We start from the raw sequence: 25867 nt of genomic DNA, 5'->3' as shown, positions 1-25867 counted from the left end.
GTGACGCCATTGACGGTCAACCAGGACCGGGTCCTGAAGGACATCGCTGAACTGGCCTCCTTCGGTGGCCGTGAGGACGGAGGCGTGGACAGGGTGGCCGGCAGCGCCGAGGATCTGGCCGCCCGGGAATGGCTGGCACGCCGTATCCAGGACGCCGGTCTGGAAGCGTGGACCGACAAGACCGGAAATGTCTTCGGAAGGCAGAAGGACAGCAGCGGGCCCTTCGTCCTCACCGGCTCGCACACCGACACGGTGCCCGCAGGCGGCCGTCTGGACGGGGCTTACGGAGTGATTGCCGCGCTGGAGGCACTGCGCGTCCTTCATGAGAACGGACATCCCGCAGCCGCCGCCGTGGAGATCGTCAGCTTCTGGGACGAGGAGGGCGTAGCGTCCGGCGGTGGACTGCACGGCTCAACGGCCCTGTGCAACAGCGACCACATCCTTGACGTGGCGGCGTTCGTCGAACTGCACATCGAGCAGGGGCCACGGATGGAGCGGAAGGGCTTATCGCTGGCCGTAGTGGAGGGGATCGTCGGCATCGACCGCTACACGGTCACCGTCCGCGGCGAGGCCAACCACGCCGGTACGACCCCCATGGATCTACGGACCGACGCCGGACGCGTCGCGGCCCGGATCGTGGGCGACATGCATGAGATGGCACTCGGTGTCGATAGTGAGATGGTCGTCAACGTGGGGGTCATGGAGTTCCACCCGGGCTCGCCCAACGTCATCCCCGGCGAAGCACAGTTCGTTACCGAACTGCGTGCCCCTACCGATGAGTTGCTCGTCGAGGCCGCCCGACAGCTGGAAGCGCTGTGCGAGCGGCACGCCGGACCCGAGGGATGCCTGGCGACGCTGGAACGCCGGTCGCACAAACCCGTCGCCGAATTCGACTCGGACGTACTCGCGGTGCTCTCCGCTGCATGTGACCGCCAGCCCGCTCGCGTCGGACACCTCAGCAGTTACGCGGGCCATGACGCGGGCCCAATGAGCGCAGTGGTGCCGACTGGGATGCTCTTCGTGCCCAGCAGCGGCGGGATCAGCCACTCGCCTGCCGAGTGCACGCCGGACGCCTCTCTGGTCCAGGGCGTGCAAGCGCTACTGGAAGCCCTGGTCGACCTGGAACGGGCATTCTGCCGGAGGCCGCCCGCGAGCGGCAGAAGAAGGTGAAGACAGTGCTGCGGTTCACGGAGTACCCCGACGAGGAACTCCCCTACCTGTCGCGTCGAGACGTCATCACGTGCTGTGAGGCCATCGACGTCTGCGCGGTGGTGGAGGACGCACTGCGGCAGCACGCGTCCGGTGCGTCGATCCTGCCTGATGAGGCATGCCTGCGGTGGCAGACGGCGGAAGGCATGGCCGCCCGGTCGCTGGCGATGCCCGGAGCGGTGACCGTCGAGGAGCGACTGCGGTACGGCATCAAGATAATCAATGGGTCACTGGCCAACCTGGCCAAGGGCATAGCCCGGTCACAGGGCTTTCTCATGCTCTTCGACCCCGAGACCGCCTGGCCCGACCTCCTTATGGAGTCCGCCTATGTGAGCGCCATGCGGACAGCCGCGGTCACCATGATCAGCGCCAGGTATCTCGGCAACGGGCCCGCGCGGAACGTGGCCCTCCTGGGCTGCGGCACCTTGGCCCGAGCCCATCTGACGTTGCTGCTCAAGGAGCTCCACGTCCTGGAGTCAGTTCGGCTCTTCGACACCGTGCCCGAGCGGGCCGCGGCTCTGGCCCAGGAACTTAAGGACGCGAGCAGTGACCTGACAGTCGTCGCGGCGACCAGTCCCGAGGACTGCGTGCGCGGGGCAGACCTCGTCGTTCCCGTCACGACGGTGACGGCCGGCTACCTCAGGCCCGAGTGGTTCGCGCGAGGTGCCCTGATCGCACATGTGTCACTGGACGACGTGCTCCCGGACGTGGTCCGCGCGGCCGGCCTGGTGGTGGTGGACGACTGGAGTCTCGTCAGTCACGACCGGACCCGGCTGCTCGGCCGGATGTACGGGCAGGGAGCATTGCGCGGTCCGGCCGGAGAGTACTCGGACAGCGAGGAGCGCGACCTTTCTGCTCCGCTGGTCCACACCAGCCTCGGCGAAGTGATTATCGGCAGTCATCCGGGGAGGGCCGCACCCGAAGACCTCGTCCTCTGCAACCCATTCGGCATGGCGATTCTCGATGTCGCGCTGGGCAGCGCGGTGGCCGACGCAGCCAGAGAAAAAGGCTTAGGCCAGCTAATTCAGCGCTAACAGATGGGACATAAAGTGTCGTTGGGCGAGACTATTCATAGCGATGGCTCGCTGGCTACCCCCATCGTCGATGTCCAGATGGAATGCCAGGGGCGCCATACGTGGCTTGCGCTCAAACTTGAGAAATACAATGCCACGGGCTCGGTGAAGGACCGAACCGCGCGAGGACTGCTGCACTCCCTCGCAAGCGATCATCCGTTGCGACCCGGAACCGTTGTCGTGGAGTCGACTTCCGGAAATCTGGGTCTTGGATTGGCCGGAGTTCTGAACGGGCTGGACTGCCGACTCATCGCCGTTGTGGATCCCAAGACTTCGGAGCTCACGTGCGAAGCCATGAGGTCCATGGGAGCAGAGATTCATCTGGTGGACGAGCCGGACGGAACCGGTGGATATCTACTGAGCCGCCTGCGCAGAGTGCGTCAACTGTGCGCTGAAAATCCCGACTACCGGTGGACCGACCAGTACGACAACGTGGCGAATCCGCGGGTGCACGAGGAGTTCACCGGTCCGGAACTGCTGAGCCAGCTATCCGGAAACCTGGACACCCTGTACGTTGCCGTGTCGACCGGGGGTACACTGTCCGGCATTTCGGCCTACTTAAGGCACGCCGCACCAGAAGTCCGGTTGATAGCTGTCGACTCCGTCGGCTCGCACGCCACGGGCTGGCGCACGGACGGCGACCGGATCATTCCGGGAATCGGCTCCAGCCGTCGTTCCACCTTTCTGGAGCCACAATCCTACGATCGCGCGGTCAAGGTGGACTCAGCAGCCTCGATAGCCATGTGCAGATTATTCAGACTGCAGACCGGAATATCTCTCGGAGGGTCAAGCGGTGCGGTTATTCACGCCGTTCTCTGCGACCAGATGTCCGGTGAGGAGACACAGAGACCGGCGGCTCTGTGCGCCGATGGCGGGGAAGCGTACGAAGACACGATCTACAACGATGAATGGCTAGAACGGATAGGGGTCGCGAAACAGGTCGACGATCGGCTTGCATATTTCTGTGAGAACGGTGTGGGTTTTCGGGCTCAAGGGACGGTCATCGAGTCGGGATTCACAGAACGGAACGGCTCGTGCACGCATCCGACACGGTGAGGACCTACAACACAGGAGACGCCATGGACGCCCAGCAACCGGTGCCGCGCCATCAGCCGACGGACACACCCGGGCCCTGGTGCGAGACGCCGGCCGGCGGGCACCGGCTGAGCCTCCCGGCCGATCGCCCTCGCGCATCGGGCGGCCGCGCGAGCCGGGACGAGCACCACTTCGTCATCACACCAGCGGAGACCGTCTCCGTGCAGGCCGTCGCCGCCGCGCACGGTGTGCCCACGCACGCGGTGTACTTGGCCCTGCTGCAGACCGTACTGAACAGGTACGACGAGCCCCACGACATCACGGTGGCTGCTGCGCCGCACCGGGACGATGTCGCTGCAGTTGCCGACAGTCCCATGAACGTGCGGGCCGATCTATCGGATCTGTCGGACGATCCGACGTTCGGCGACTTGGTACGGCGAACCGGCGAGCGGCTCCGGACGGCCGCTGGGTATCAGGTGCCCGCTGAGCGGACCAGCGCCGTGGAGACGCCGGACGGTTCCGTACCGAATCCCGTGGAGGTGCTGTTGGCATGGCAGACCGATGCCGTACCAGAGGCGCCGCGCGGCTCGGCGAGAGGCTTCGACCTCCTTCTGGAGCTGGAGGACCAGGAGCACCAGTGCACCGGACGTCTTGTGTACCGGACCGATGTGTTCACCCCACCGAGGATGGAGCGTCTGGCCGGGCAGCTGACAACCGCGTTGATCCGCTGCTGCACGCAGCCGCGGACCCGCCTGAGTGAACTGGACATCCTTCCAGACGACGAACTGGCCCAGGTGACACAGGTTCTCACCAGGCCAGGCCCGCAGAGCGCAAGCCTGGAGCCGGTCCACCGGCTGGTCGAGCGCCAGGCCCGTCTGCATCCCGACGCACCAGCTGTCGTCTGCGGGAAGCGCACGCTCACATACGGCGAACTGTCCATCCGGGTCGGTCAGCTGGCGCACTGGTTGCGTGAACAGGGGGTAGGCCCGGAGAGTGCCGTTGTGGTCTGTCTGGACCGCGGACCCGACCTGATCGTCGCGCTGCTCGCCGTCCTCACGGCCGGCGGCACGTACGTCCCGCTGGATCCGCAGCATCCTGCCGAACGCATCGCGTACACGGCACAGGATGTGTCGGCCGTAGCGGTCCTCACCGAGGAGCGACTGCGTCAGCACGTTCCTGTCGACGACCGCCCGACTCTCTGTCTCGACAGTGAAGCGGATCGGTGGACCGAGCGGCCGGTCGCCGTCCTCGACATCCCGGTGGAACCGGGCAACGCGGCATATGTGATCTACACGTCCGGATCGACGGGCAGGCCCAAGGGCGTACAGGTCACGCACGGCGCACTGGCCAACTACCTCCACTGGGCCGTATCGGACTACGTACAGCACCAAGTCGGCGGGACTGTGCTGCTGTCATCCGTGGCGTTCGACATGGTGGTGCCGGTGCTGTACACGCCGCTGCTCACCGGACGGGCGCTCCACATCCTGCCCCCGGACCTGGACTTGGCGCGTCTCGGTGCTGCGCTCGCGGACAGCGGGCCGTATGCCTTTGTCAAACTCACACCCAGTCAGCTAGTCCTGGTGACGGAGCAGTTGTCCGACGCGCAGATGCGTGCGCTCACCAGCACCCTGGTGGTGGGAGGCGAGCCGCTGACCACTGAACTAGCCGGACGCTGGTGCAGCCCGCACGAGGATGTGCGAGTCATCAACGAGTACGGCCCCACCGAGGCCACCGTGGGCAGCAGCGTGTTCACCATGACGCGCAGAACCCCACAGGACTTTGTGCCCATCGGCCGCCCCCTGCCTGGCACCAGCCTGTACGTCCTCGACGAGTCACTGCGGTGGGTACCCATGGGTGTCACCGGTGAGCTGTGCATAGGAGGGGCGGGCCTGGCACGCGGGTATGCCGGGCAACCGGGCATCACCGCGGAGAAGTTCGTTCCCAATCCCTTCGGGTCGCCCGGAACACGCCTGTACCGCACCGGAGACCGGGCGCGGCTGCTGGACGACGGCTCGCTCTACTTTCTGGGACGCGCGGACGACCAGGTAAAGATCCGTGGTTTCCGGGTGGAGTTGGGTGAGGTCGAGTCGGTGCTCGGTGCTCTTCCCCAGGTCGCGGAGGCGCGCGTGGTCACCCACGAGCCCCGTCCTAACGACAGGCGGTTGGTGGCCTATCTAGTACCGTCCCGCGCCGGAACCCTGGTGGAGTCGGAGGTACGCGAAGCCGTTGCAGCCAAGCTCCCCGCCTACGCGGTGCCCTGGGCGTTCGTGACGTTGGACGCACTGCCGCTGACAAGCAACGGCAAGCTGGACGCAGCGGCACTTCCCAGGCCCGACGGATTCCACGCACGGCCCCGGTCGACGCAGGCCGATGAGCGCAGACCGGTCGAAGAGGCGGTGTGCAGCATGTGGCGGGACGTCCTGTCGATCGAGCAGGTCGCCGTGGACGATGACTTCTTCGCCCGCGGCGGAGACTCAATGTCAGCGGTCCGGCTCATGTTCCGGATCCAGAAACGGTTCAATGTCGACCTCTCTGTGCAGGTGCTCTTCGAAGCGCCGACGGTGGAGAAGATGGCGGCGGCCATAGCCGGTGCGGAACCGATGGAGAACATCAAGAGGGTGTCCTCATGAACGGCGGCACGGACCCCGTCACGGGACACAGTCCGGGGATTGTCGCAGGCTGGGGCGCACGCGCGGTCCCACAGACACCCGGCACGCCGCCGGGACCGCCCGGCCCGACGGCTGCTGAGAGGACGAAGCGGCGCCCAAGAGTGCGGCGTGGTCTGCACGTGGGTGTATTCGGCAGTTCCGGAAGGGAGACGGCGGAGGAGCACCTGAACCTCGCACGCTCCTTCGGCAGCGCACTGGCGGCCCGCGGAGCCGTACTCGTCTACGGCGCCAGCGGCGCCGGGCTCATGGGGACGTTGGCCGGCACGGTGTTCGACCGGGGCGGGGCAGTGATCGGGATCGTCCCGTACACGCTTCAGCGGCGTGAAAGCGTCGAGGATGCCCGAGGGGAGATCTTCGTAGTGCGGGGAGAGGCCGAACGTTTTGACCTCCTGCACCGCACTTGTGATGCCTTCGCGTTCCTCCCCGGAGGCATGGAAACGCTGAGCCGGCTGTTGGAGATGGCCATGGTGAACGAACCGGGCCCGGTGGCGAAGCCCATCGTTCTAGTCAACATCGGCGGCCACTTCGCCCCACTGCTGGAGCTGTTGGACCAGTGGGCCGACGGAGGCTTCATCTCATCGGTGGAGCGCTCCCGCATTCACTGCACCGACGATGCGGAGACCGCGCTGAGTCTCCTCGGCTGTGGGGCGGGGCTTTCCCCGGACCGCTGTGAGTCCGGTGTGACATGACGACCGATCCGTTGATCGACCGGGGCAGCAGCATGCCGACAGCACCGATTCGTAACCGACGGGCGGTAGGGAATTGATGGAGACTGAACGCCTTGTCCGCACCCTGGTATTGCAGGCCCTCCCGGAGGGCGCTGATGTCAGGGAGGGCTTCGTGAGCGCGGGCGGCAATTCACTCGCCGCTCTGAGGTTGGTCACCACCCTGGTCAAGGAGTGCCACATTCGGGTGCCGATCACCAATGTGCTCCGCAGCACCAGTGTGACCGCTCTTATCGGCGAGCTCATCGGCGCGCTCCAGATCGAGGCGGACCAAGGCAGTGAGGACACCGCACCGGGTGCGCTCTCGATCGCCGAACGGCAGATGCTGCTTGAGCAGACCCTGGGGCTGACCTCGGCCCATCTGGTCGCCGTGGAAATGGAGTTTTCAGGAAAACTCAACGTACTCGCTCTGGAGAGCGCGATGCGCGACGTCGTGGCCCGCCACGACGCCCTGCGTACCCGCTTCTGGTTCGACGGGGACGAATTCCGCAGGGAAGTGGTTGCCGACGCGCTTCCGGAAATCAACCATCACGTGGCAGCGTCCGAAGACAATCTTCCTGGGTTGCGGGCGCGCGAACTCTCCGCCCGGACAGACCCCGACGGGCCGCGCGTTCCGCGCTTCGCCCTGGTCCGGCTAGCGGACGACCGGCATGTGCTGATCACGGTCGTCCATCACCTGACCTGCGACGGCTGGTCGCTGAATCTGCTCTTCGATGAACTGGCCGAACTGTACTCGGCCCGCATCGATCACCGTCGACTCGCGCCCCCTCCGTCAGCTGTCGCACCGAAGGCCACGTACTCGGCCACCGGCCTCGACTTCTGGACCGCTCGGCTCGCCGACGTGCCCGACCCCGTCACGATACCGCCGGACCGGCCGCGGCCGAACGTCCAGAGCTTCGATGCGCGCCGGGTCACGATGGACCTTTCAGGGGCCTTGCTGGACAAGCTCAGAGCTGCGGCCCAGGCCGAGGGCGCCACGGAGTTCGCCGGCCGGCTCGCCATATTGATGCTGCTCTTGTCGTCGCGGGCGGGAGCGCAGGACATCTGCGTCGCCGTCCCCGTCTCCGGCAGGACCTCCGCAGCCCACGCGTCCACCCTGGGCATGTTCGTGAACACAGTGGTGATCCGCCAACGGATCGCCGGATCCATGCCTTTCACCACGTTCGTCAGGAGCGTGCACCAACGCCTCATGGAGGCACAGGATCACCAGGACGTTCCCTTCCCCGACGTCGTGAACGCGCTCGTCCCACGCCGGACCCTCGACCGCCAACCGCTGGCGCAGGTGATGATGGCCATGCAGCCGTCCGGTCGGCGGCGCTACACGCTGTCCGACGGCGTCATCGCCCGTGCCACGATCAACCTCGACATTGCCGAACACTCCCGTTTCGACGTGGTACTGCACTTCGACGGGTCCGAAGGCATGCAGCAGGGCTGGATCGACTACGACTCCGCTCTCTATCGGCGTGAGACCATTTCGCGGCTCGGCGCCGACTACAGCGCGATGGTCTCAGCGGTCGCCGCCGCACCGTCCACCGCGGTCCACGACCTCGTTTCGGCGATACGGACGAGTCCATGAGAGCACCGGTCGCCGATCCGCTGCCACCGCGATGGGGCTTCAGCAGCCGGGCACACCGGGTCCGGTCCGAACCGACGATGACGCCACCCCGGACGCGGACCACCAGGAGGAAGCCGGCCTGGGCCGGACCGAAGACCGTGGGGAGGAAACTGACTCATGCCCTCGCTGTACGAGAAGTTCACCGAAAGCGCCGAACGCAACCCCGACCGCCTCGCCCTGGACCTCGAGGGTTCCTCGCTGACGTACGCCCAAATGTGGCGGGGCGCCGACCGACTGGCCGCCGTCATCCGCGACTCACTCGGCAGGAGGCCCGCGCGGGTGGGGCTCCTCGCCTCCCGCAGCCGGCTGGCCTACCTTGGCTACCTCGCCACACTGCGCTTGGGTGCGACCGTGGTACCACTGAACCCGGCCTTCCCGGCCACGCGTAACCGGGCCATCATCGAAGCCGCCCAGGTCGAACTGGTCCTCAGCGACGAGACCGCCCCGCGACAAGACTTGCCCGCCGTCCGGCTGAGAGTTACGGAACAGGAGCTCTCCGCACTGCCGGATCGCCCGGTCGAGTCACCTGACGTGGCGCTGGACGACACTGCCTACACCATGTTTACCTCCGGCTCCACCGGAAGGCCGAAGGGCGTGCCGATTCACCACCGCAACGTGCTGGCCTACGCTGATTACATCGTCGAGCGGTACGAACTGGGCCCAGGTTGCCGGTTGTCCCAGAACTTCGACCTGACTTTCGACCTCTCCGTTTACGATCTGTTCGCGGCCTGGACATCGGGAGCGACTGTCGTTCCGCCCAGCTACGACGACCTCATGTCCCCCGTTGACTATGTCAACGGTCGTGGCCTCACCCACTGGTTCTCCGTCCCTGCCGTGGTCTCCTTCGCGCAACGCCTGGAGCTGCTGGAGCCCGGCAGCATGCCGGGGCTGCGCGCCAGTATGTTCTGCGGTGACCAGCTGACCACGGGGCAGGCGAGGGCCTGGCAGCGGGCCGCTCCTTCCGCCACCCTGGACAACCTGTACGGCCCGACCGAACTGACCGTCAGCTGTGCCAACTACCGGGTGCCAGCCGACTCGGCTGCCCTGCCCACGACGTCGAACGGCACGGTGCCCATCGGCGAGGTGCATCCGTCCATGGAGTCGATCATCGTGGACGAGTGGGGCGGCCGAAGCACCGACGGCGAACTATGGGTGAGAGGGGCCCAGCGTTTCGCCGGATACCTGGAACCCGCTCACAACATTGGCCGCTTCGCCACCTCCGACGGGGACTCCATCTCTGTGTACGACGGTTCCACACCCCTCGCCGACGCCCACTGGTACCGCACAGGTGACCGGGTCCGCGTCGAGAACGGCGTGCTGGTACACATCGGGCGCATCGACAACCAAATCAAGATACGCGGTTACCGGGTGGAGCCAGGCGAGATCGAGTACGCACTGCGACGGCATCCCGCGGTACGCGAAGCCGCGGTGGTCGCGATCACCTCCGCCGACGGAGAGACGGATCTCGCCGCCGCGTACACCGGCGTCCCGACCGCCGAAGCCGAACTCGTGCGAGCCCTGCGCGACCAATTACCCCAGTACATGGTGCCGCGTTACTTCAGCTGCATGGACGACCTACCGAAGAACACCAACGGCAAAACCGACCGCCTCGTACTGACGACCCAGCCGTGGAAATAACGTTCTTCCTGCACCTCGAAAGTGAAAGGAAGTTCGATGCGTGACCAAGAAATCAAAAAGCGCTCAAGACCTAACTGCAGTCGATCTCACCAGCGATAGATTGGACGGTCATTGAAAACTCGGGGCCGGAACACCGACACTGCGCACCGGACCGACTATTTTTCCCAGTCGAATCGGGCAGACGGGACCATTCCCGTTGCCGTCATCGGTATGGCTTGCCGTTTCCCCGGAGCCCGGAACGCGGAAGAATTCTGGCGCAATCTGGTAGAGGGACGCGACACAATAACCCGTGTGACCGGTCCGCGCGGCATCGCAGCTCGCGGACTCCTCGACGATCCCGAGCACTTCGATGCTGAATACTTCGGCATATCCCCGCGTGAGGCCCGTCTCGTCAATCCGCAGCACCGGGTCTTCATGGAGTGCGCGGTAGAGGCCCTGGAGAACGCGGGCGTGGACCCGGCCCGCCACCCGGGAAATATCGGCGTGTACGGAGGTAGCAGCGAAAATGTCTATGCACATGTCCTCACCGCACAACAGGCGCGGCAGCCAACGGTATCGGCATACGAGATCCGGATGGGCAACGGAGCCGACTTCCTCTGCAGCCGCGTCGCCTACAAGCTCGGCCTGCGCGGCCCCACCGTCGCAGTTCAGGCGGGTTGCGCGACCTCTCTGGTATCCGTGCATCTCGCGGTCCAGGGGGTGCTCTCAGGCGACTGCGACCTGGCACTCGCGGGAGGAGTGACCGTGCGCTTTCCCTTCGTTCCGGACGAGGCGACGGAGGCGGGCATCCAGGCACCGGACGGCGTCTGCCGAGCGTTCGCCGCTGACGCTCGCGGAACGGTGGGAGCCGACGGCGTCGGTCTTGTTGCACTGAAACGCCTCGACCGGGCCTTGACCGACCGCGACCGGATCGACGCGGTTATCCTGGGCTGCGCGGTCAACAACGATGGCGCCAACCGCATGGGCTTCGCCGCGCCGGGTGTCGAAGGACAGGCCGCCGTAGTCGAGGCGGCCCACCACGCCGCTGGCATCGCCCCATCCACCTGCACCTATGTGGAAGCGCACGGCACTGGCACGCCACTGGGCGACCCTGTCGAGATCGCGGCACTGACCAAAGCGTTCCGGCACGGCGGCAAGCGCCGTGTCCCATGCGGAATCGGGTCCGTGAAGACCGGTATCGGGCACACTGACGCCGCAGCCGGCGCAGCCGGGCTGATCAAGACGGTCCTGGCCCTCAAGCACGGTGTGCTCCCGCCGAGTTTGCACGTCACCGCCCTCAACCCGCAGATCGACTTCGAGGCGGGCCCGTTCCACGTCATCACGCAGCCGCAGGAGTGGCGACCCCAGGGCATGCCGCGCCGCGCCGGAGTCAGCTCTTTCAGCCTCGGCGGCACCAACGCACACGTCGTCCTGGAGCAGCCGCCCGCCCGGGAGACCTCGCCGGCGTCAGGCCGCTCCTGGCACATCCTCCCACTCTCCGCGAAATCCCCCACCGCGCTGGAGCAGACCGTCGTCCGCCTCGCCGCGCATCTGCGGGACCGCCCAGGGACGTCGGTCGCGGGTCTGGCCTGGACGCTCCAGACGGGCCGTATGGAGCATGCGCGGCGGCGGTTCGCGGTCGTGCACGGTGTTCATGACGCCCTGCAGGTGCTCTCCGGGGAGGTACCCGAACGGCTCGTCGGCGCCGCTGGCGACTCCACCGGCACCGCGCCCGGGCCGGTAATTTTTCGGTGCACGCCGGTGACCAGCGCCAACATGGTGCGGGAGCGGGATGCCGCGGCCCGGTTATACGCCTCCGAGTCGACCTTCCGGAGCGCCGTGGGCGCGTGCGGCCTGAGCGACGTCTTCGCTGGGTCTGCGACGACGTGGACGGTCACGTTCGCCATTCGCTACGCGCTCGCCCGTCTGTGGCAGCGGCGCGGTGTCGTGCCCGCGTCGGTCATGGGCGAGGGTGCGGCCGGAGCTCTGGCCGCCGCCGTGGTGGCCGGAGTATTCGGGGCGGCGGAGGCAGGACGGCTGGCGGCGGAACTGGCGGAGCGTGGACCTGCGGATTCCAAGGACGAGCAGGCCGCGTGGCTGGAGTCGGTCCGGCGGGCCGACCCCCGGGTACCCGTACTCCCTCTCTGGGTCGCGATAGGCGGTAGGCAGGCGCGGCGGCTCACGGCGAAGGAGGCAGTCGAACCGATTCACTGGGTCGAACTCTTGGAAGAGTCGGAGATCTCAACGGACGTTCAGGACTCGTGCGTGGCGGTGGGCGAAACCGGCGCTCGCGGCCCGAGGGGCATCACCCTCGATCTGCACGCCGAACGGACCGACACCGACGAACAGGCCGTGCTCGACGCCGTCGGACGCCTATGGCTCGCGGGCGCCCGCATCGATTGGTCGGCACTACACGATGCCGCCCCCGAGCGCCTCGCCCTCCCGGCCTATCCCTTCGAGAGACAGCGCTACACGGTGGCGACAGAGGAACCCGCACCCACCTTCGTGCGACCGACCGGCCCGTCTCCCAGCGCGCCGTCGCGGCTGGCACCGGCATCAGCCCCGGCAGGAGACAGCGACAACGTGGACCGCGTGGCCGCTCTCTTCGCGGAGATCCTCGAACTGCCCTACGTGGAGCCGGACGAGAGCTTCTTCGACCTCGGCGGTGACTCCCTCATCGCCGCCAGGTTCGTGGCGCGGGCCCGCGAAGTCTTCCGAGTCGAACTGACGCCCGGTGCCCTTTTTCAAGCGCCGACCGCCCAGCAGCTCGCTGCCCTCATGGCAGAGCGCCTGACCGGACAGAGCACCCGATGAGCGGCTGGACAGTACGTCGGCACCGCCGACCGGACGCTCTCTCCTCCTTGTTCTGCTTCCCACACGCCGGCGGATCGGCGGGAGAGTATGTCCGCTGGGGCGACGACCTGCCGGACATTCAGGTCTGGGGAATCCATCTGCCCGGCCGCACCACCCGCCGGGCCGAACCGCCCTTCACCCGCATCGGGCCGCTGGTAGACGCTTTGGTGACTGCCGTCCCCTTCGACAGTGACGGGCCGTTCGTCCTCTTCGGACACAGCCTCGGCGCGCTGCTCGCCTTCGAGACGGCAAGGGAGCTGCGTCGCTGCGGTCGGCGGGGCCCCGACCGCCTGATCGTCTCCTCGTGTCCGGCGCCACCACTGCCGCCGCTCAGTGAACCCCTCCACCTGCTGCCCGACGAGGCGCTCCTACGCGAGATCGAGCGACGCTGGGGCGAGCCCCTGCACCATCTACGCGGTCACCCGGACCTACGCGCCGACGCCCTCAACAGTTTCCGCTCAGACTTCGCGCTCCTGGACAGATACCGGCCCACCCCTGACGCCTCACTGTCCTGCCCGGTCACTGCGGTCGCCGGGACGGACGAGCCGGGCGCCGACACCCTCGCGGCTTGGTCCCGGCACACCACAGGCCCCATTGACATCCGGCTCGTGGCGGGTGGTCACTTCTACTTTCGCAAGAGCCGGACCGCAGCCATGAGCGTCATCCGGGAGACCGTCCTGACGCGTTCCCGAGAACTTCCCGACGAGACGAAAGGAGGCCCGGAGTGGAGCGGATAGGGGTTGTGGGCGCCGGCACCATGGGCCGTGGAGTCGCGCAGCTTTTCGCCGAGCAGGGGCACCAGGTCGTTCTGGTGGACGTCGCGGACCAAATTCTCGAATCCGCGCGAGCAGAGATCGGCCGGGAGGTTCGCTTCGCCCGGCTGCTGCGGCCCGGGGCACCGACCCGGGTACCGGAGGAGGTCGTGGGCCGGATAGCGTTCACCACGGATCTCACAGAGGTCAGACAGGTCGACTTCCTCTTCGAGAACACCATCGAGAATTGGGATCTCAAGCGCTCTCTCTACGGCAAACTTGATTTCCTGTGCGCCCCCGGCGTGCCATTCGGCGTGAACACCTCCGCGATCCCCATCACCCGGGTCGCCTCCGCCACCGGGCGGCCCGACCGGGTGATCGGTACGCACTTCATGAACCCGGCACCCACCAAACCCACCGTCGAACTGATCCGCGGCCACCACACGTCCGATGAGACTCTGGCGCTCATCCAGGGCCTCCTGGATCGCACGGGCAAACGTCACATCGTGGTCAAAGACTCACCGGGCTTCGTGACCAACCGAGTCCTGATGCTCACGCTCAACGAGGCGATCTTTCTGCTCCACGAAGGCGTCTCCGGCGCCGCCGAGATTGACCGCCTGTTCAAGGAGTGCTTCGGGCACACCATGGGGCCGCTGGAGACCGCCGACCTCATCGGCCTCGATACGGTGCTGTTCTCACTCGACGTCCTCTGCGACAGCTTCGACGACCCCAAGTACCGGCCGTGCCCGCTGCTACGCAAGCTGGTCGATGCGGGCATCCTCGGCAGAAAGACGGGCCAGGGCTTCCACCACTACGACGACACCCACCGCAACGACGACACCCAGGAGTCGGGAGATCGACGGTATGAGTGAGGACGACAAGCGTCTGATCCGCGCGTTCATCGGCTCGCACGTCGGCGAGGAGCCCGTGGACGACGACGTGGACCTGTTCGCGAGCGGATACGCGACTTCACTCTTCGCCATCCAGCTCGTCTTGTGGGTCGAGCAGACCTTTGACCTGGTGGTGAGCGACGAAGACCTGGATTTCGCGAACTTTTCGTCGATCGATGCAGTAGCGGCCTTCGTACATAGCAAACGCGCCGCCTTCAGAGGTGGGACATGGACTTCGAACTAGACTCCGAGCAGCGCAAGTTACGTCAAGACGTCATCGCCTTCGCTGAGCGGGAGCTCGGTAAGGAGACCTTGGCCGACGACCGCGATGCCCATTTTCCACGCGCCGACTGGGAGCGATGCGCCTCGTTCGGGGTGCTCGGCTGGCCTGTACCCGAGGAGTATGGCGGCGTGGGCCTCGACCCGCTGACGACGATGATCGCACTGGAGGCACTCGGCTACGGATGTCGGGACAACGGCCTCGTCTTCGCCGTCAACAATCACCTGTGGGCCTGCACCATTCATCTGCTCCTTCACGGCAGCGACGAGGTGAAGCGCGCGTACCTGCCATCCCTGTGCGCCGGGACTCTGATAGGCGCCCAGGCCCTCTCCGAACCCGAGGCCGGCTCCGACCTGCTGGGGATGACGACCGCGGCGCGCCGCGATGCCGACGTATACCGGCTTGACGGTACTAAGTGCTTTATCAGCAACGGCCCGGTGGCCGACGTCTTCGTCGTACTCGCCCGCACCGGCGATGAGGGCAGAAAGCAGAACCAGCTCACTGCGTTCGTCGTCACCGCCGACATGCCCGGCTTTATCAAGAAGGCCGAGCTGTCGAAGATGGGCCTGCGATCAGCCCCCATGGGCGTGATCGAGTTCGACGGGACGCCGGTGCCCGCCGCCAACGTCCTCGGCCGGGAAGGCGGCGGTTACGGCGTCTTCACCTCGTCCATCGAGTGGGAGCGTTCCTTTACGTTCGCGCCGCAGGTCGGCGCCATGGAGCGACTCCTCGACGCGTCCGTTCGGCACGCCAACTCGCGTGAGCAGTTCGGACGTTCGATCGGCAACTTCCAGGCCGTCTCTCATCAGATTGCCGACATGAAGATCCGTCTCGAACTGGCACGGATGCTCCTCTACCGGGTCGGCTGGCTGAAGCGTGAGGGCAGGCTCGCGCTCCTGGAAGCCACCATGGCCAAGATCTTCGTCAGCGAGAGCCTGGTGCAAACCGCCATGGCGGCCGTCGAGGTACACGGCGCCCGCGGCTACCTGACCGATGAGGGCTTCGAGCGGGAACTGCGCGACGCGCTCGCAGGGCCCATCTACGCCGGAACCAATGCCGTGCAACGTGGCATCCTCGGCGAACTCATAGGTGTGCGCGGCGCATTGTCGACCGGAGGGCCGCGATGACCCTGATAGAGCTCGACGCGTTGGTCCCCGCCGCGCTCGCCGACGAACTGGCCAAGCGGATCTACTTCATCTCCGACCAGATCACCGACTTCACCCTGATCCGCTCTGGGGACACGGTCACTGCGGTCGACGTCACTACACAGGACCCGGACGCGACCGATCTCGACGCGCTCACCCGAAAGCTGCGCCTGGTCGTCCGCAACGATGTCCTGAACCAACGTCAGGTCGTGCCCAAGGTGGTTTGGCGCTCAGCGGAAGAGGGTGCGGTCCGGGACGTCTTTCCCGAACTCCTGACGCGAGGCATCGCCGCGGAGCTGGGCGAGGGGCAGATCGCGCTCGGCGAACCCGTTCTGTCCCTTATGGACTACCTCGACGCCGAGATACGCGCCCTCGTTCTCGACGAATTCGAAGCCCACGAGTTCCGTTACCCGACCCTGATGTCCGCCCTCGCGCTGCGCCGCACTGGCTACTTCGAGTCCTTCCCGCAACTACTGATGCTGGTATCGCGGTTGCACGGCGACGTCGACTCGTACGGTGCGTTCTTGGACACGCTGACCGGGGGTAGCGAGGACAAGGACGGCGATCTCGCGGCTGCCTTGCGCGATCACACCGGCGACACTGACCACGTCCTGCCGCCCACCATGTGCTTCCACACCTATCACCAGTACGCCGACGGCCCGCCTCCCGCACGGAACACGGTGGTGACCTCTCGTGGCAAGGCGTTCCGATACGAGTCCCGCTACCGCCGCTCCCTCGAACGGCTCTGGGATTTCACCATCCGCGAGGTCGTCTTCCTCGGCAGCCCTGACTTCGTCCTCACCTCCCGCTCCCGGCTGATGGAACTCGCCTTCGCCTTCACAGAGTCGCTCGGACTCAGCGGCCGGTGCGAGGTCGCTGGCGACCTGTTCTTCCTCAACAGGGCCGCAGCCGTCCGCGCCTGGTCCCAGCGACTCCTGGAGATGAAGTACGAGCTCCGGCTGCCCCTGGAGGACGAGCGGGATGTAGCCGTCGCCTCTTTCAACTACCATGAACAGTTCTTCGGGAAGTCGTTCGACATCCGTGTTGAGGGCGAGCGGCCCGTATTCACCGGCTGCGCCGGTTTCGGCCTCGAACGCCTCGCCTACGCCTTCCTCTGCCGGCACGGCGTCAGCCCCGCGCTCTGGCCCGCCCACGTGCGCAGGGCGGTGGACCGATGAGCGGACCCCTTCGACTGCTGACGCTCAGCGCACCGACACCGGACGCTCTTGAGCTAGCCAGCGACGCGCTCGCCGACCAGCTCCTTTCCCTGGACGAAGGCGCCGTGGTCCCGGCATCAACCCTTCCCGAGGCCACGGCGCCCCCAGGAGCCATACGCCGCGTGCTCGTCGCTACCTCGGCGGCCGACGCAGCACGGTGGTTGCGCCGACGCGACCCCCGCCGCGTCTTCACCGCGGGCCCCGGAGTCTGTGCCTCCCGCGTCTTCCTGTTCTCCGGGGTCGGCGACCACTACCCGGGCCTGGGTGCCGGCCTGTACAGGTGTGTGCCCGCCTTCCACCGTGCACTCGACGACTGCCTGCGTCTGCTCGCCACCGACCACGACCTTGACCTGCGCCCGGTGCTCTTCCCACCGGAAGCCGACACGGCGGCCGCTGGCGCACGGCCCGACCTCGCGGCCCTCTTGGGCCAGCGCGAGAAGACCCAGGGGATCGATCGCACCGTCGTCGCCCAGCCGCTGCTCTTCGCGATGCAGTACGCGCTGGCGAAGGCGTTGTCGGACTTCGGAGCCGAGCCAACCGCCCTGGCCGGGTACAGCGTCGGTGAGTACGTCGCCGCCTGCGTCGCCGGGGTGTTCTCCCTTCAGGACGCGTTGCACCTGGTCGCAAGTCGCGCCCGGCTCGTGGAAGCGCTGCCGCAGGGCGCGATGCTCGCCGTTGCAGCCGGAGCCGACGAGGTCGCCAAGCACCTCGTGCCCAGGGTGTCGATCGCCGCTCTCAACAGCCCGGAACAGACCGTGCTCTCCGGTCCCGTCGAGGCCATCCAGGAGAGCGCGCAGATCCTCGCCGCACACGGCGTTGCCTGCCGCCGCCTCGCGACGACCCACGCCTTCCACTCCACGATGACCCTGCCAGTGGCCGAGCCCCTCGAAGCCCTCCTCACGACGATGGCAATCTCGGCCCCCCGCCTGCCTTTACTCTCCAGTGTCACCGGCACCTGGCTGCGCGACGACGAAGCGACCGATCCCGGCTACTGGGCCCGGCAACTGAGCCGCACCATTCGGTTCTCCGGCCAACTGACGGAGGTCTGGCGGCTGCCCGATCCGATGCTGATCGAACTGGGCCCGGGCCAGGCGCTCTCCCGCTTCGCACTCGCCCATCCGGGACGCCCCGAGGACGCCGCCGCCCGCGTGGTACAGACGATGCCGGGCCGTTTCGAGAGCCGTACTGATCGTGAACTGCTGCTCGGCGCGGCAAGCCGCCTGTGGGCCGCTGGAGTCGAGATCGACTGGACTGCTGTGCGATGGGAGTGAAACGCATCGGACAGCTGGAAGCAGAAGGAGTACGCACAGTGAGCGATCGGAACATCCGCACCAGCAGAACAGCGCCCGCGTTCCGCGCCGGCCCCCGGCCGGATTCCATTCCTCTGTCGTGCTCGCAGGAGCGACTGTGGTTCCTGCTGCACCTCAATCGGGGTATGCGTGCCTATCAGTTCCAGGCAACCCTCGAACTCACGGGAACGCTCGACACAACCGCCCTCACCGAAGCACTCACCGAGGTGGTCAGGCGCCACGAGGTGTACCGCACGACCTTCGAGGACAGCCGCGAGGGGCCGCAGCAAGTCGTCCATCCGCCGTTCCCCGTCGAGCTGCCCGTCCATGACCTGCGCGACGCTGCTGATCCCGAGAAGGCTGCCCGCGCGGCGGTGCGCGAGGCCGTTCGCGTCGATATCCCCTTCGACCGGCTTCCGCTGGTCAACTGGCGGCTACTGCGAACTGGGCCCGACCGGCATATCCTGCTCCACCTCGAACACCACTTGATCCACGATGGCTGGGGCTTCAACGTCTTCATCGAGGAACTCTGCTCCCTGTACGGGGCCTATGCACAGGGCCTGCCGTCACCACTGCCCGAACCCGCGATTCAGTTCGCCGACTACGCTGTCTGGCAGCACGAATGGCTTCAGTCGGCCGACGCCGAGCGGCAGTTGGCATATTGGGCGCACCAACTCGACGGTGTAGCACCCTATTTCGATCTGCCTACCGACCGGCCGCGCAGCGCGCGTCGCCGGTTCATCGGCGACACCCTCCGCGTCACCGTCCCGGCCCGTGTTGCGAACCAGATCCGTGCCCTTGCCCGGCGCGAACGTGTCTCCCTGTTCACGGTGATGCTCGCTGCCTTCCAACTCCTGCTGCACGCCTGGTCTGGCAAGGACGACTTCCATCTCGCGACCGGCATCGCGGGCCGCAGCCGCCCCGAGACGGAGAGCCTTCTCGGCATGCTCGTGAACACCGTCGTGCTCCGCGCGGATCTCCGCGACTCTCCCACTTTCCAGAACCTTCTCACACGCGTTCGCGCGACCACACTCGGCGCGGTCCAGCACCAGGAACTCCCCTTCGACCAGGTGGTCGCCGCGCTACGTCCGCCACGTATCCCGGGCCGACAACCCCTATCTGAGGTCGCGTTCGCATTCCACGACTCGCCACTGGGCGCCGTGCGGATGCCGGGACTCGATGTCGCGGTGACCGTCGGCGTCACCAACGGCAGCGCCAAGTTCGACCTCAGCGTCGTCGCGATCCCCCGAGCCGAGCAGTCGATCGGCAAGGGCGAGAACACCGATAGGGACATCGAGCTCGTCTGGGAGTACGACCAGGAGCTGTTCGACGCCGAGACCATCGTGCGCGCGGCCCGACGCTACGAAGACTTCCTGGTCGCCGTGGCCGCTGACCCTCACCAGTGCCTCACCGCCTTGATAGCCGCACAGGGGGAACGATGACGGAGGACGACGCCCTGCGCGCAGTGCGCGACGCCTGGGCCGAGACCTTGGCGGTCGACCCCGCCGACGTACCGATCGACGTCGGCTTCTTCGACGTCGGCGGCAACTCGCTGCTCCTGGTGATGCTCGCCGAACGACTCGGGGACGATATCGGGCGCCCCCTGCCCGTCGTGGACCTCTTCCAGCATCCGACCGTGCGTGCCCAGGCGGATCTCCTCTCGGATGACCAGTGAGCAGCACCCTGTACGAGGTGTTCGCCGATACTGCCGAGCGCAGGCCGGACGCACCGGCCGTCGAGTTCCCCGAGCATAGCCTCACCTACCGCGAGCTTGGACAAGCCGCCGATGTCGTCGCCCAGCGGATCAGATCAGTGCGGCCAGCGGCCGCACGCGTCGGGCTGCTGGCCACGCGCAGCACGGTCGCCTTCGCCGGCTATCTGGCCGCGCTCCGGCTCGGTGCAGCTGTCGTGCCCCTCAACCCCGAGCACCCCGGCGACCGGCTCGCCGGAATCCAGGCACAGGCCGCCGTGGACGTCGTCGTGGCCGACGCCGCCATCCGCAGCAGGGACCATGCGTGGGCAAACGGCCTTCCGGTCCTCACACTGACTGACGACGACGTCCTCGGCGCCGCACCAAACGGCACGCTGCCGCCGTACCGCCCGGACCCCGACGCAACCGCCTACGTTCTGTTCACCTCCGGTACCACCGGACGCCCCAAGGGCATGCCGTTGCGGCACCGACACGTCCTGCCGTTCGTCCGCGAGTGCATCACCCGGTACGAGGTCGCACCGGAATGCCGTATGTCTCACACCTTCGACCTGACCTTCGACCCATCCATCTACGACCTCTTCGTCACCTGGGGCGGCGGCGCCGTCCTGGTGGTACCCGGCCGCGGCGAAATGTTCAGCCCCGTCGACTACGCTGCGGGACGGGCCCTGACCCACTGGTTCTCCGTACCCTCCGCCATCTCCGTCAGTGCCCAACTCGGCCAGCTGCCCCTCGGGCCGACCGCCGAGGCCACCCGACCCGGATCGATCATGGCCCTGCGCTACAGCGTCTTCGGCGGCGAGCAGTTCACCCTCGACCAGGCACGCGCTTGGCACGCCGTCGCCCCCCACTCCCTTATCGACAACGCCTACGGCCCAAGCGAGGTCGCCATCGCCTGTGCTGCCTACCGGCTGCCCCGCGATCCCGCACACTGGCCCTGCACCTCCAACGGCACCGTCCCCATCGGCCAGGTCTTCGACCATCTTGAGTCGCTGCACGATGCGGGCGGCTCCGAGTTGTGCGTACGCGGGCCACAGCGCTTCGACGGCTACGTGGACCCCTGCGACGATTCTGGACGATTCCTCGGCCCTGCCAACGGCGAACGCCCGGGGCCCGAACACTTCTTCCGCACTGGCGACCGGGTCGGCCTTGAGGGCGGTCAACTCGTCCACCTGGGACGCCTCGACGAACAGGTGAAGATCCGCGGTCTGCGCGCCGAACCAGGCGAGGTGGAGGCGGCCCTGCGTCGCCTGCCCCAGATCCAGGACGCTGTTGTGACCGCAGTGCGCCGAGGCGACATCGCCGAGTTGGTCGCCTGCTACACCGGGATAGCCGTACCGCCGCGCGATCTTGTCCGCGCCCTGCGCGCGTGGCTCCCGGTCCATCTGGTGCCGCGGTGCTTCCTACACCTAGCGACCCTGCCCCTCAACGCCAACGGCAAGACCGACCGGCAGGCGCTGCGGACCCTCGCCGATCGAGCCGCGCGTTCCCGGACGCCCTGACCCCCGCCCGGCCGACCCGGGCCGGTGCGGCCACCTGAACCAGGTAATGGAGGAGCTGACATGGGCCTGCTGCGTGGCGCCACGACCCCCTACCCCGCCGAGTCGACCATCCCCGAACGCTTCGCCGAACAGACGCGGGCCCGCCCCGACAAGGTCGCCATCGTAGACGGCGCGCACTCAATCACCTACCGGGAACTTGACCGACGCTCTGACCGGCTCGCTCACGTGCTGCGCGAGCGGGGCGTCCGCGAAGAAACTCGGGTGGGAGTTCTCCTCGACAGCGGCCACGAAATGATCACTGCCCTCCTCGCCGTCCTGAAGGCCGGGGGCGCCTACGTGCCCGTCAACCCCGGGTATCCACACATCCGTCAGGAGGGCATGCTGGCCGACGCGGGCGCGAGCGTCGTCGTGCGCGCGCAGGACGTCCAGGCCGCGGTCGCCACGGACACGGACACGGCCGGCAGTATCGAACGGGCGTCCGATCCACACTCCCTCGCCTATGTCATGTTCACCTCGGGATCCACCGGCAGGCCCAAGGGCGTGATGATCGAACACCGGTCCGTGCTGTGGCTCGCTTGCGGCAGTGGTGTGGCCACGCTCAGTTCCGACGAGCGGATCGCACAGGTGGCTGACCCGTCCTTCGACGCCTTCACCTACGAGGTCTGGGGCGCCCTCCTCAACGGTGCCACCCTGGTCGTCCTCCCCCGGGAGGTGGTCCTCGCCCCCGGCGAGCTGAAGCGGGCCCTCGGCACGCACCGCGTCACCACCCTGATTCTCACCTCGGCCCTGTTCTCCGAGGTAATGGCGGACCAGCCCGACACCTTCGGAGGGCTGCGCAACCTCGTCGTGGGCGGCGACGTGCTCAACGTCGCCCGGGCGCGCCAGCTCATCTCCGGCACACAGGCCGACCGGCCCCGGCGCTTCGTTAACGGATACGGACCCACTGAGGCGACTGTCTTCGCGGTGTGCGGGCCGATCGACACCGTCCCCGCCGACGCGACGGCAGTGCCCATCGGCGGACCCGTCGCGAATACCTCCTGTTACGTCCTCGACAAGGACCTCGAACCGGTGGCCAACGGCGCCACCGGTGAACTCTTCATCGGAGGCCCCGGAGTCGGCAGAGGCTACGCAGGGCGTCCCGACGAGACACTGGAGCGCTTCCTGCCCGATCCCTTCGCCGACGAGGGCCGATCCTTGATGTACCGAACCGGCGACTTGGTCAGCATCCGTGCCGACGGCACCCTCGACTTCGTCGGCCGCGCTGACAACCAGGTCAAGATCCGCGGTTATCGCGTCGAGCCCGGTGAGGTGGAAGCCGTCCTCACCACCCACCACAGCATCCGGCAGGCGGCGGTCACCGTGGATGAGTCCACCGGCGACCGGCGCCTGGTGGCCCACGTGGTTCCCACCGGCGCCGGCGGTGTCCCCGGCGGACTGCGCGAGTTCCTCGCTGGCGTACTGCCCGAGTGGATGCTCCCAGCCGCATTCCTCGCTTCTTCCCAGCTTCCCCTTACAGCCGCCGGAAAGATCGACCGTCTCGCCCTCCAGGGACTGCCGGTACCCGCCCCCGACGCCGCTGCCGAAGCCCCCCTCACCGACCGCGAACGCCGTCTCGCGGCCATCACCGCCGACATCCTGGGCCTTGCTTCCGTCGGCCTGAGAGATGACTTCTTCGCACTCGGCGGGCACTCGCTGCTCGCCATGCGGCTGGTTTCCCGGGTCAACGACACCTTCGACGCGGATGTGGACCTCGGGGCGTTCCTGTACGACCCGACCGTGCTCAGGCTGGCCGCCGAGGTGTCCCATGAGCGATGACCGCGAGATCTCCCACGCTCAGCGGAAGATCTGGATACTCGATCGTTTCCGCCCGGGATCGGCCGTCTACACCATCCCCCTGATCTATCACATCGACGGCAACCTGGACGTCGCGGCACTCGAGCACGCCCTGACCAAGGTGGTCCGTAGACACGAGGTACTGCGGACCGTCTACCGAGTGCGGGCGGGCACCGTGCTTCAGGTCGTCCGTCCCGCCGAGACGGTGAACGTCACCGTCGTGGACGTCTCGGGACACCCGGACCCAGATGCCGAGGCACACCGCCACGCTGACGCGGAGGGCAGGCGACCGTTCGACCTGACAGTAGGACCGGTCATCAGAGCGTTACTCCTACGCACCGCGCCCAAGCGGCATCTATTGTGCCTGACTGTTCATCACATTGCCTGCGACGGAGAGTCACTACAGATCCTGGAGCACGAACTCTCCGTCTGCTACCGGGCGGCAGTGCAACGGAAGCCATCAGGACTTCTGCCCCTCCATGAGCAATACGCCGACTTCGCCGCCTGGCAGGCGAGCCGGATGACGCAGATGAGGACCGGGCAATTGGTCGAGCACTGGCGCACCCACCTCGCTGGGCTCCCAGCCCCTGCGACCCTCCCTGCCGACCGCGAGCGCCCGACCATCCTGGGGATGATCGGCGGAAATGTGCGCTTCGCTGTCGAACCGGCAGTGACCGACCGGACAGTGGCGTTCGCCAAGGCGTGCAGGGCGACGCCGTTCGCCGTGCTGCTCGCGACGTACGCGGCTCTCGTGCGGATGCGCGGCGGCGGTGCTGATGTGGTGATCGGGGTGCCGGTCACATCCCGGCAGCGCGAAAGCCACTACCGAATGATCGGCATGTTTGTGGACATCCTCGTCCACCGCATCGACACGTCGGGGCAGCCTACCTTTGAGGAGCTCGTGCAGCGGGCGCGTGACGAGAGTCGCCGCGCGATGGCTCACCAAGCGGTGCCGTTCGACCTACTCGTGGAAGAGTTGAAACCCGCCCGTGCCCCGGGCTTCAATCCCGTCTTCCAACTCATGCTGGGCTATCAGGAGATAGCTTCCAAGAAGGACACGGGGCGCGGCCTCACGCTGTCCGGCTGCGCGGTGCGTGGGGAGTTCGGCGACACAGCGACGGCCAAAGTCGACCTCTCCCTGACCCTCACCCGCTCGGACACGGGGTGCTCAGGGCGCCTCGAATTCAACACCGACCTCTTCGAGGCGGCGACAGCACGGGAGATCGTCGAACAGTTCCGTACGATCCTCGCCGCAGGCACCACCGAACCGCAGCTGAGACTGGGGAGTCCGGGCCTGAGCGTGGGCGAAACGGCGACAGTTCTGCGCGACGAGGGGTGCGTTCAGGCGTTGGGAGCGGTGCGCCGGAACTCGTAGAGCACGTAGACGAAGGACGTCGGGCCGCCGCCCTCGCCGTCGCTGGCGCGAGGCCCCGCGTAGTCCGCCGGGAGGGCGATCTCCTCCTTGCGGTACACGGAAGCCGTGAACCCCGATTCTGCGGCGAGTGCCTGCAGGCGCTGTGGATTTCCGAGGGTCTCACTGAAGCCCAGGAAGACGCGCGTGGTCTTGGACATGTGCTGTTCGAGGCCGGCGAAGAACGCGCCATGCACCTTGTAGTCGGAATCGAAGGCCGCGTAGTCGATCTGGCTTCGGTAGTCGTGCCCGGCCGGCGCCTCGACGAAAGGTGAATTCCAGTAGATCAGGTCGAACGTGGTGTCCTCGTCCAGCTCCGAGAACAGATCGCTGGTCAGTGCGGTGACCTTGTCGCTCACACCATGCCGCATTGCGTTCAGTCTGGCCGTTTCGGCCGCCGCCGGATTGATGTCGAGGGCACAGACCCGTGAGCAACCCCGCATCGCCGCGATGATGGCTGTCACGCCGGCACCGCAGCCGACTTCGAGGAAGCTGTCGATCTCGTCGTACGGCAGCCAGGACGTGAAGAGCTTCGTGGCGATCGCGTTCCCCGGCCACACGTCGGGGAGCAGATGCCATTCGAGATCGAAGACCGTGAAAGAGTCCTGCGGCGGACGCTCCCGGAAACGGGAGATGTCCCACTGCCCCACGTGGTAACCGAACTCATTTAGCATGAAAACTCCTGTCGGATTTCACAATTGGCCGGGCGTGCGTCACGAGCTCCACTGCGGTTCCAACGGATCATCCACGCCACTGAACCCTCCGTCAACGGCGTTCTAGGGCTGGTGCCGGACGGCTGAAAACAATCTGCCGGACAGTGAGCACTCTTCAAAATCCGATGGCGGCGCTGCCGAGGCGGGCCGCGGTCGGAACGGCGCCACCCTGCGCTTCGGATTGTCTGGTTCCACGGGATGCGCGGCCGTTGACGGCAGACGATGGCGGGCAAACATTGGTTCTGGATCACTTTCCGTGCAGCGCTGACGGACGGTCACGGGCCCGCCCCGGTCGCCGTGCAGTCACCCGGCCAGGAGGACGCGCTTGCGG

20 protein-coding genes are annotated in these 25867 nt (G+C 66.9%); 19 read left to right on the top strand and 1 reads right to left on the bottom strand.

Features of this window, described 5'->3' with window-relative positions:
- The 19 genes from AB0N07_RS32775 to AB0N07_RS32685 all read left to right on the top strand — a co-directional run bounded on the left by AB0N07_RS32775 (window position 1) and on the right by AB0N07_RS32685 (window position 24787).
- A complete protein-coding gene (locus AB0N07_RS32775) occupies window positions 1–1170 on the top strand; it encodes a M20/M25/M40 family metallo-hydrolase (protein ID WP_365841301.1) in 1170 nt (389 codons plus the stop codon).
- A 5-nt stretch (window positions 1171–1175) separates the two neighbouring features.
- A complete protein-coding gene (locus AB0N07_RS32770; RefSeq protein WP_365841299.1) occupies window positions 1176–2243 on the top strand; it encodes an ornithine cyclodeaminase family protein in 1068 nt (355 codons plus the stop codon).
- Window positions 2244–2264: 21 nt separating this feature from the next.
- On the top strand, window positions 2265–3338 hold the full coding sequence (locus tag AB0N07_RS32765) for a pyridoxal-phosphate dependent enzyme (protein WP_365841297.1): 1074 nt from the start codon (window positions 2265–2267) through the stop codon (window positions 3336–3338).
- Between the two features lie 23 nt (window positions 3339–3361).
- Window positions 3362–5947 carry an amino acid adenylation domain-containing protein gene (locus AB0N07_RS32760; protein WP_365841295.1) on the top strand — a complete coding sequence of 862 codons (2586 nt, stop codon included), beginning with the start codon at window positions 3362–3364 and terminating at the stop codon, window positions 5945–5947.
- Entirely contained in the window at window positions 5944–6675 is a 732-nt protein-coding gene (locus AB0N07_RS32755) for a TIGR00730 family Rossman fold protein (RefSeq protein WP_365841293.1), read from the top strand. Before AB0N07_RS32760 ends, AB0N07_RS32755 begins: the two co-directional genes overlap by 4 nt.
- A gap of 76 nt (window positions 6676–6751) precedes the next feature.
- Entirely contained in the window at window positions 6752–8287 is a 1536-nt protein-coding gene (locus AB0N07_RS32750; RefSeq protein WP_365841291.1) for a condensation domain-containing protein, read from the top strand.
- A 156-nt stretch (window positions 8288–8443) separates the two neighbouring features.
- Window positions 8444–9964 carry an AMP-binding protein gene (locus AB0N07_RS32745; protein ID WP_365841288.1) on the top strand — a complete coding sequence of 507 codons (1521 nt, stop codon included), beginning with the start codon at window positions 8444–8446 and terminating at the stop codon, window positions 9962–9964.
- A gap of 111 nt (window positions 9965–10075) precedes the next feature.
- A complete protein-coding gene (locus tag AB0N07_RS32740; protein ID WP_365841286.1) occupies window positions 10076–12757 on the top strand; it encodes a beta-ketoacyl synthase N-terminal-like domain-containing protein in 2682 nt (893 codons plus the stop codon).
- A complete protein-coding gene (locus AB0N07_RS32735; RefSeq protein ID WP_365841284.1) occupies window positions 12754–13533 on the top strand; it encodes an alpha/beta fold hydrolase in 780 nt (259 codons plus the stop codon). Before AB0N07_RS32740 ends, AB0N07_RS32735 begins: the two co-directional genes overlap by 4 nt.
- Window positions 13521–14420 carry a 3-hydroxyacyl-CoA dehydrogenase NAD-binding domain-containing protein gene (locus AB0N07_RS32730; protein WP_365841282.1) on the top strand — a complete coding sequence of 300 codons (900 nt, stop codon included), beginning with the start codon at window positions 13521–13523 and terminating at the stop codon, window positions 14418–14420. Before AB0N07_RS32735 ends, AB0N07_RS32730 begins: the two co-directional genes overlap by 13 nt.
- Window positions 14413–14682, top strand: coding sequence for a phosphopantetheine-binding protein (locus AB0N07_RS32725; protein ID WP_365841280.1), 270 nt, complete (start codon window positions 14413–14415; stop codon window positions 14680–14682). Before AB0N07_RS32730 ends, AB0N07_RS32725 begins: the two co-directional genes overlap by 8 nt.
- The gene (locus tag AB0N07_RS32720; RefSeq protein WP_365841278.1) at window positions 14667–15845 is read left to right on the top strand and encodes an acyl-CoA dehydrogenase family protein; all 1179 of its coding nucleotides are present in this window, start codon (window positions 14667–14669) and stop codon (window positions 15843–15845) included. Before AB0N07_RS32725 ends, AB0N07_RS32720 begins: the two co-directional genes overlap by 16 nt.
- Complete coding sequence (locus AB0N07_RS32715; protein WP_365841276.1) at window positions 15842–17041, top strand: hypothetical protein; 1200 nt, start codon at window positions 15842–15844, stop codon at window positions 17039–17041. Before AB0N07_RS32720 ends, AB0N07_RS32715 begins: the two co-directional genes overlap by 4 nt.
- The gene (locus AB0N07_RS32710; protein WP_365841274.1) at window positions 17038–18351 is read left to right on the top strand and encodes an acyltransferase domain-containing protein; all 1314 of its coding nucleotides are present in this window, start codon (window positions 17038–17040) and stop codon (window positions 18349–18351) included. The genes AB0N07_RS32715 and AB0N07_RS32710 overlap by 4 nt, the downstream gene beginning before the upstream one ends.
- Window positions 18352–18389: 38 nt before the next feature.
- The gene (locus tag AB0N07_RS32705) at window positions 18390–19811 is read left to right on the top strand and encodes a condensation domain-containing protein (protein ID WP_365841272.1); all 1422 of its coding nucleotides are present in this window, start codon (window positions 18390–18392) and stop codon (window positions 19809–19811) included.
- Complete coding sequence (locus tag AB0N07_RS32700) at window positions 19808–20044, top strand: acyl carrier protein (RefSeq protein WP_365841270.1); 237 nt, start codon at window positions 19808–19810, stop codon at window positions 20042–20044. The genes AB0N07_RS32705 and AB0N07_RS32700 overlap by 4 nt, the downstream gene beginning before the upstream one ends.
- Entirely contained in the window at window positions 20041–21579 is a 1539-nt protein-coding gene (locus tag AB0N07_RS32695; protein WP_365841268.1) for an AMP-binding protein, read from the top strand. Before AB0N07_RS32700 ends, AB0N07_RS32695 begins: the two co-directional genes overlap by 4 nt.
- Window positions 21580–21639: 60 nt before the next feature.
- Window positions 21640–23394, top strand: coding sequence for a non-ribosomal peptide synthetase (locus tag AB0N07_RS32690; RefSeq protein ID WP_365841266.1), 1755 nt, complete (start codon window positions 21640–21642; stop codon window positions 23392–23394).
- Window positions 23384–24787 (top strand): condensation domain-containing protein, encoded by a 1404-nt coding sequence (locus tag AB0N07_RS32685; protein ID WP_365841264.1) that lies wholly within the window; start codon window positions 23384–23386, stop codon window positions 24785–24787. The genes AB0N07_RS32690 and AB0N07_RS32685 overlap by 11 nt, the downstream gene beginning before the upstream one ends.
- On the opposite strand, the gene AB0N07_RS32680 is transcribed toward AB0N07_RS32685, so the two are convergent.
- Entirely contained in the window at window positions 24754–25497 is a 744-nt protein-coding gene (locus tag AB0N07_RS32680; RefSeq protein WP_365841262.1) for a methyltransferase, read from the bottom strand. The genes AB0N07_RS32685 and AB0N07_RS32680 overlap by 34 nt on opposite strands.
- Window positions 25498–25867: the final 370 nt, after the last annotated feature.

This window comes from Streptomyces sp. NPDC051172 (assembly GCF_040682555.1).
Lineage (GTDB): Bacteria > Actinomycetota > Actinomycetes > Streptomycetales > Streptomycetaceae > Streptomyces.
Note: the sequence above shows the minus strand (reverse complement) of the source record. Positions and strands in the feature narration are given on the sequence as shown.

Bases quoted from the DNA above. Each gene is read 5' to 3' on its own strand.
- AB0N07_RS32745 (WP_365841288.1), top strand. From the start codon at position 8,444: ATGCCCTCGCTGTACGAGAAGTTCACCGAAAGCGCCGAACGCAACCCC.
- AB0N07_RS32735 (WP_365841284.1), top strand. From the start codon at position 12,754: ATGAGCGGCTGGACAGTACGTCGGCACCGCCGACCGGACGCTCTCTCC.
- AB0N07_RS32680 (WP_365841262.1), bottom strand. From the start codon at position 25,497: ATGCTAAATGAGTTCGGTTACCACGTGGGGCAGTGGGACATCTCCCGT.
- AB0N07_RS32725 (WP_365841280.1), top strand. From the start codon at position 14,413: ATGAGTGAGGACGACAAGCGTCTGATCCGCGCGTTCATCGGCTCGCAC.
- AB0N07_RS32720 (WP_365841278.1), top strand. From the start codon at position 14,667: ATGGACTTCGAACTAGACTCCGAGCAGCGCAAGTTACGTCAAGACGTC.
- AB0N07_RS32755 (WP_365841293.1), top strand. From the start codon at position 5,944: ATGAACGGCGGCACGGACCCCGTCACGGGACACAGTCCGGGGATTGTC.
- AB0N07_RS32700 (WP_365841270.1), top strand. From the start codon at position 19,808: ATGACGGAGGACGACGCCCTGCGCGCAGTGCGCGACGCCTGGGCCGAG.
- AB0N07_RS32760 (WP_365841295.1), top strand. From the start codon at position 3,362: ATGGACGCCCAGCAACCGGTGCCGCGCCATCAGCCGACGGACACACCC.
- AB0N07_RS32750 (WP_365841291.1), top strand. From the start codon at position 6,752: ATGGAGACTGAACGCCTTGTCCGCACCCTGGTATTGCAGGCCCTCCCG.
- AB0N07_RS32715 (WP_365841276.1), top strand. From the start codon at position 15,842: ATGACCCTGATAGAGCTCGACGCGTTGGTCCCCGCCGCGCTCGCCGAC.
- AB0N07_RS32685 (WP_365841264.1), top strand. From the start codon at position 23,384: ATGAGCGATGACCGCGAGATCTCCCACGCTCAGCGGAAGATCTGGATA.
- AB0N07_RS32710 (WP_365841274.1), top strand. From the start codon at position 17,038: ATGAGCGGACCCCTTCGACTGCTGACGCTCAGCGCACCGACACCGGAC.
- AB0N07_RS32690 (WP_365841266.1), top strand. From the start codon at position 21,640: ATGGGCCTGCTGCGTGGCGCCACGACCCCCTACCCCGCCGAGTCGACC.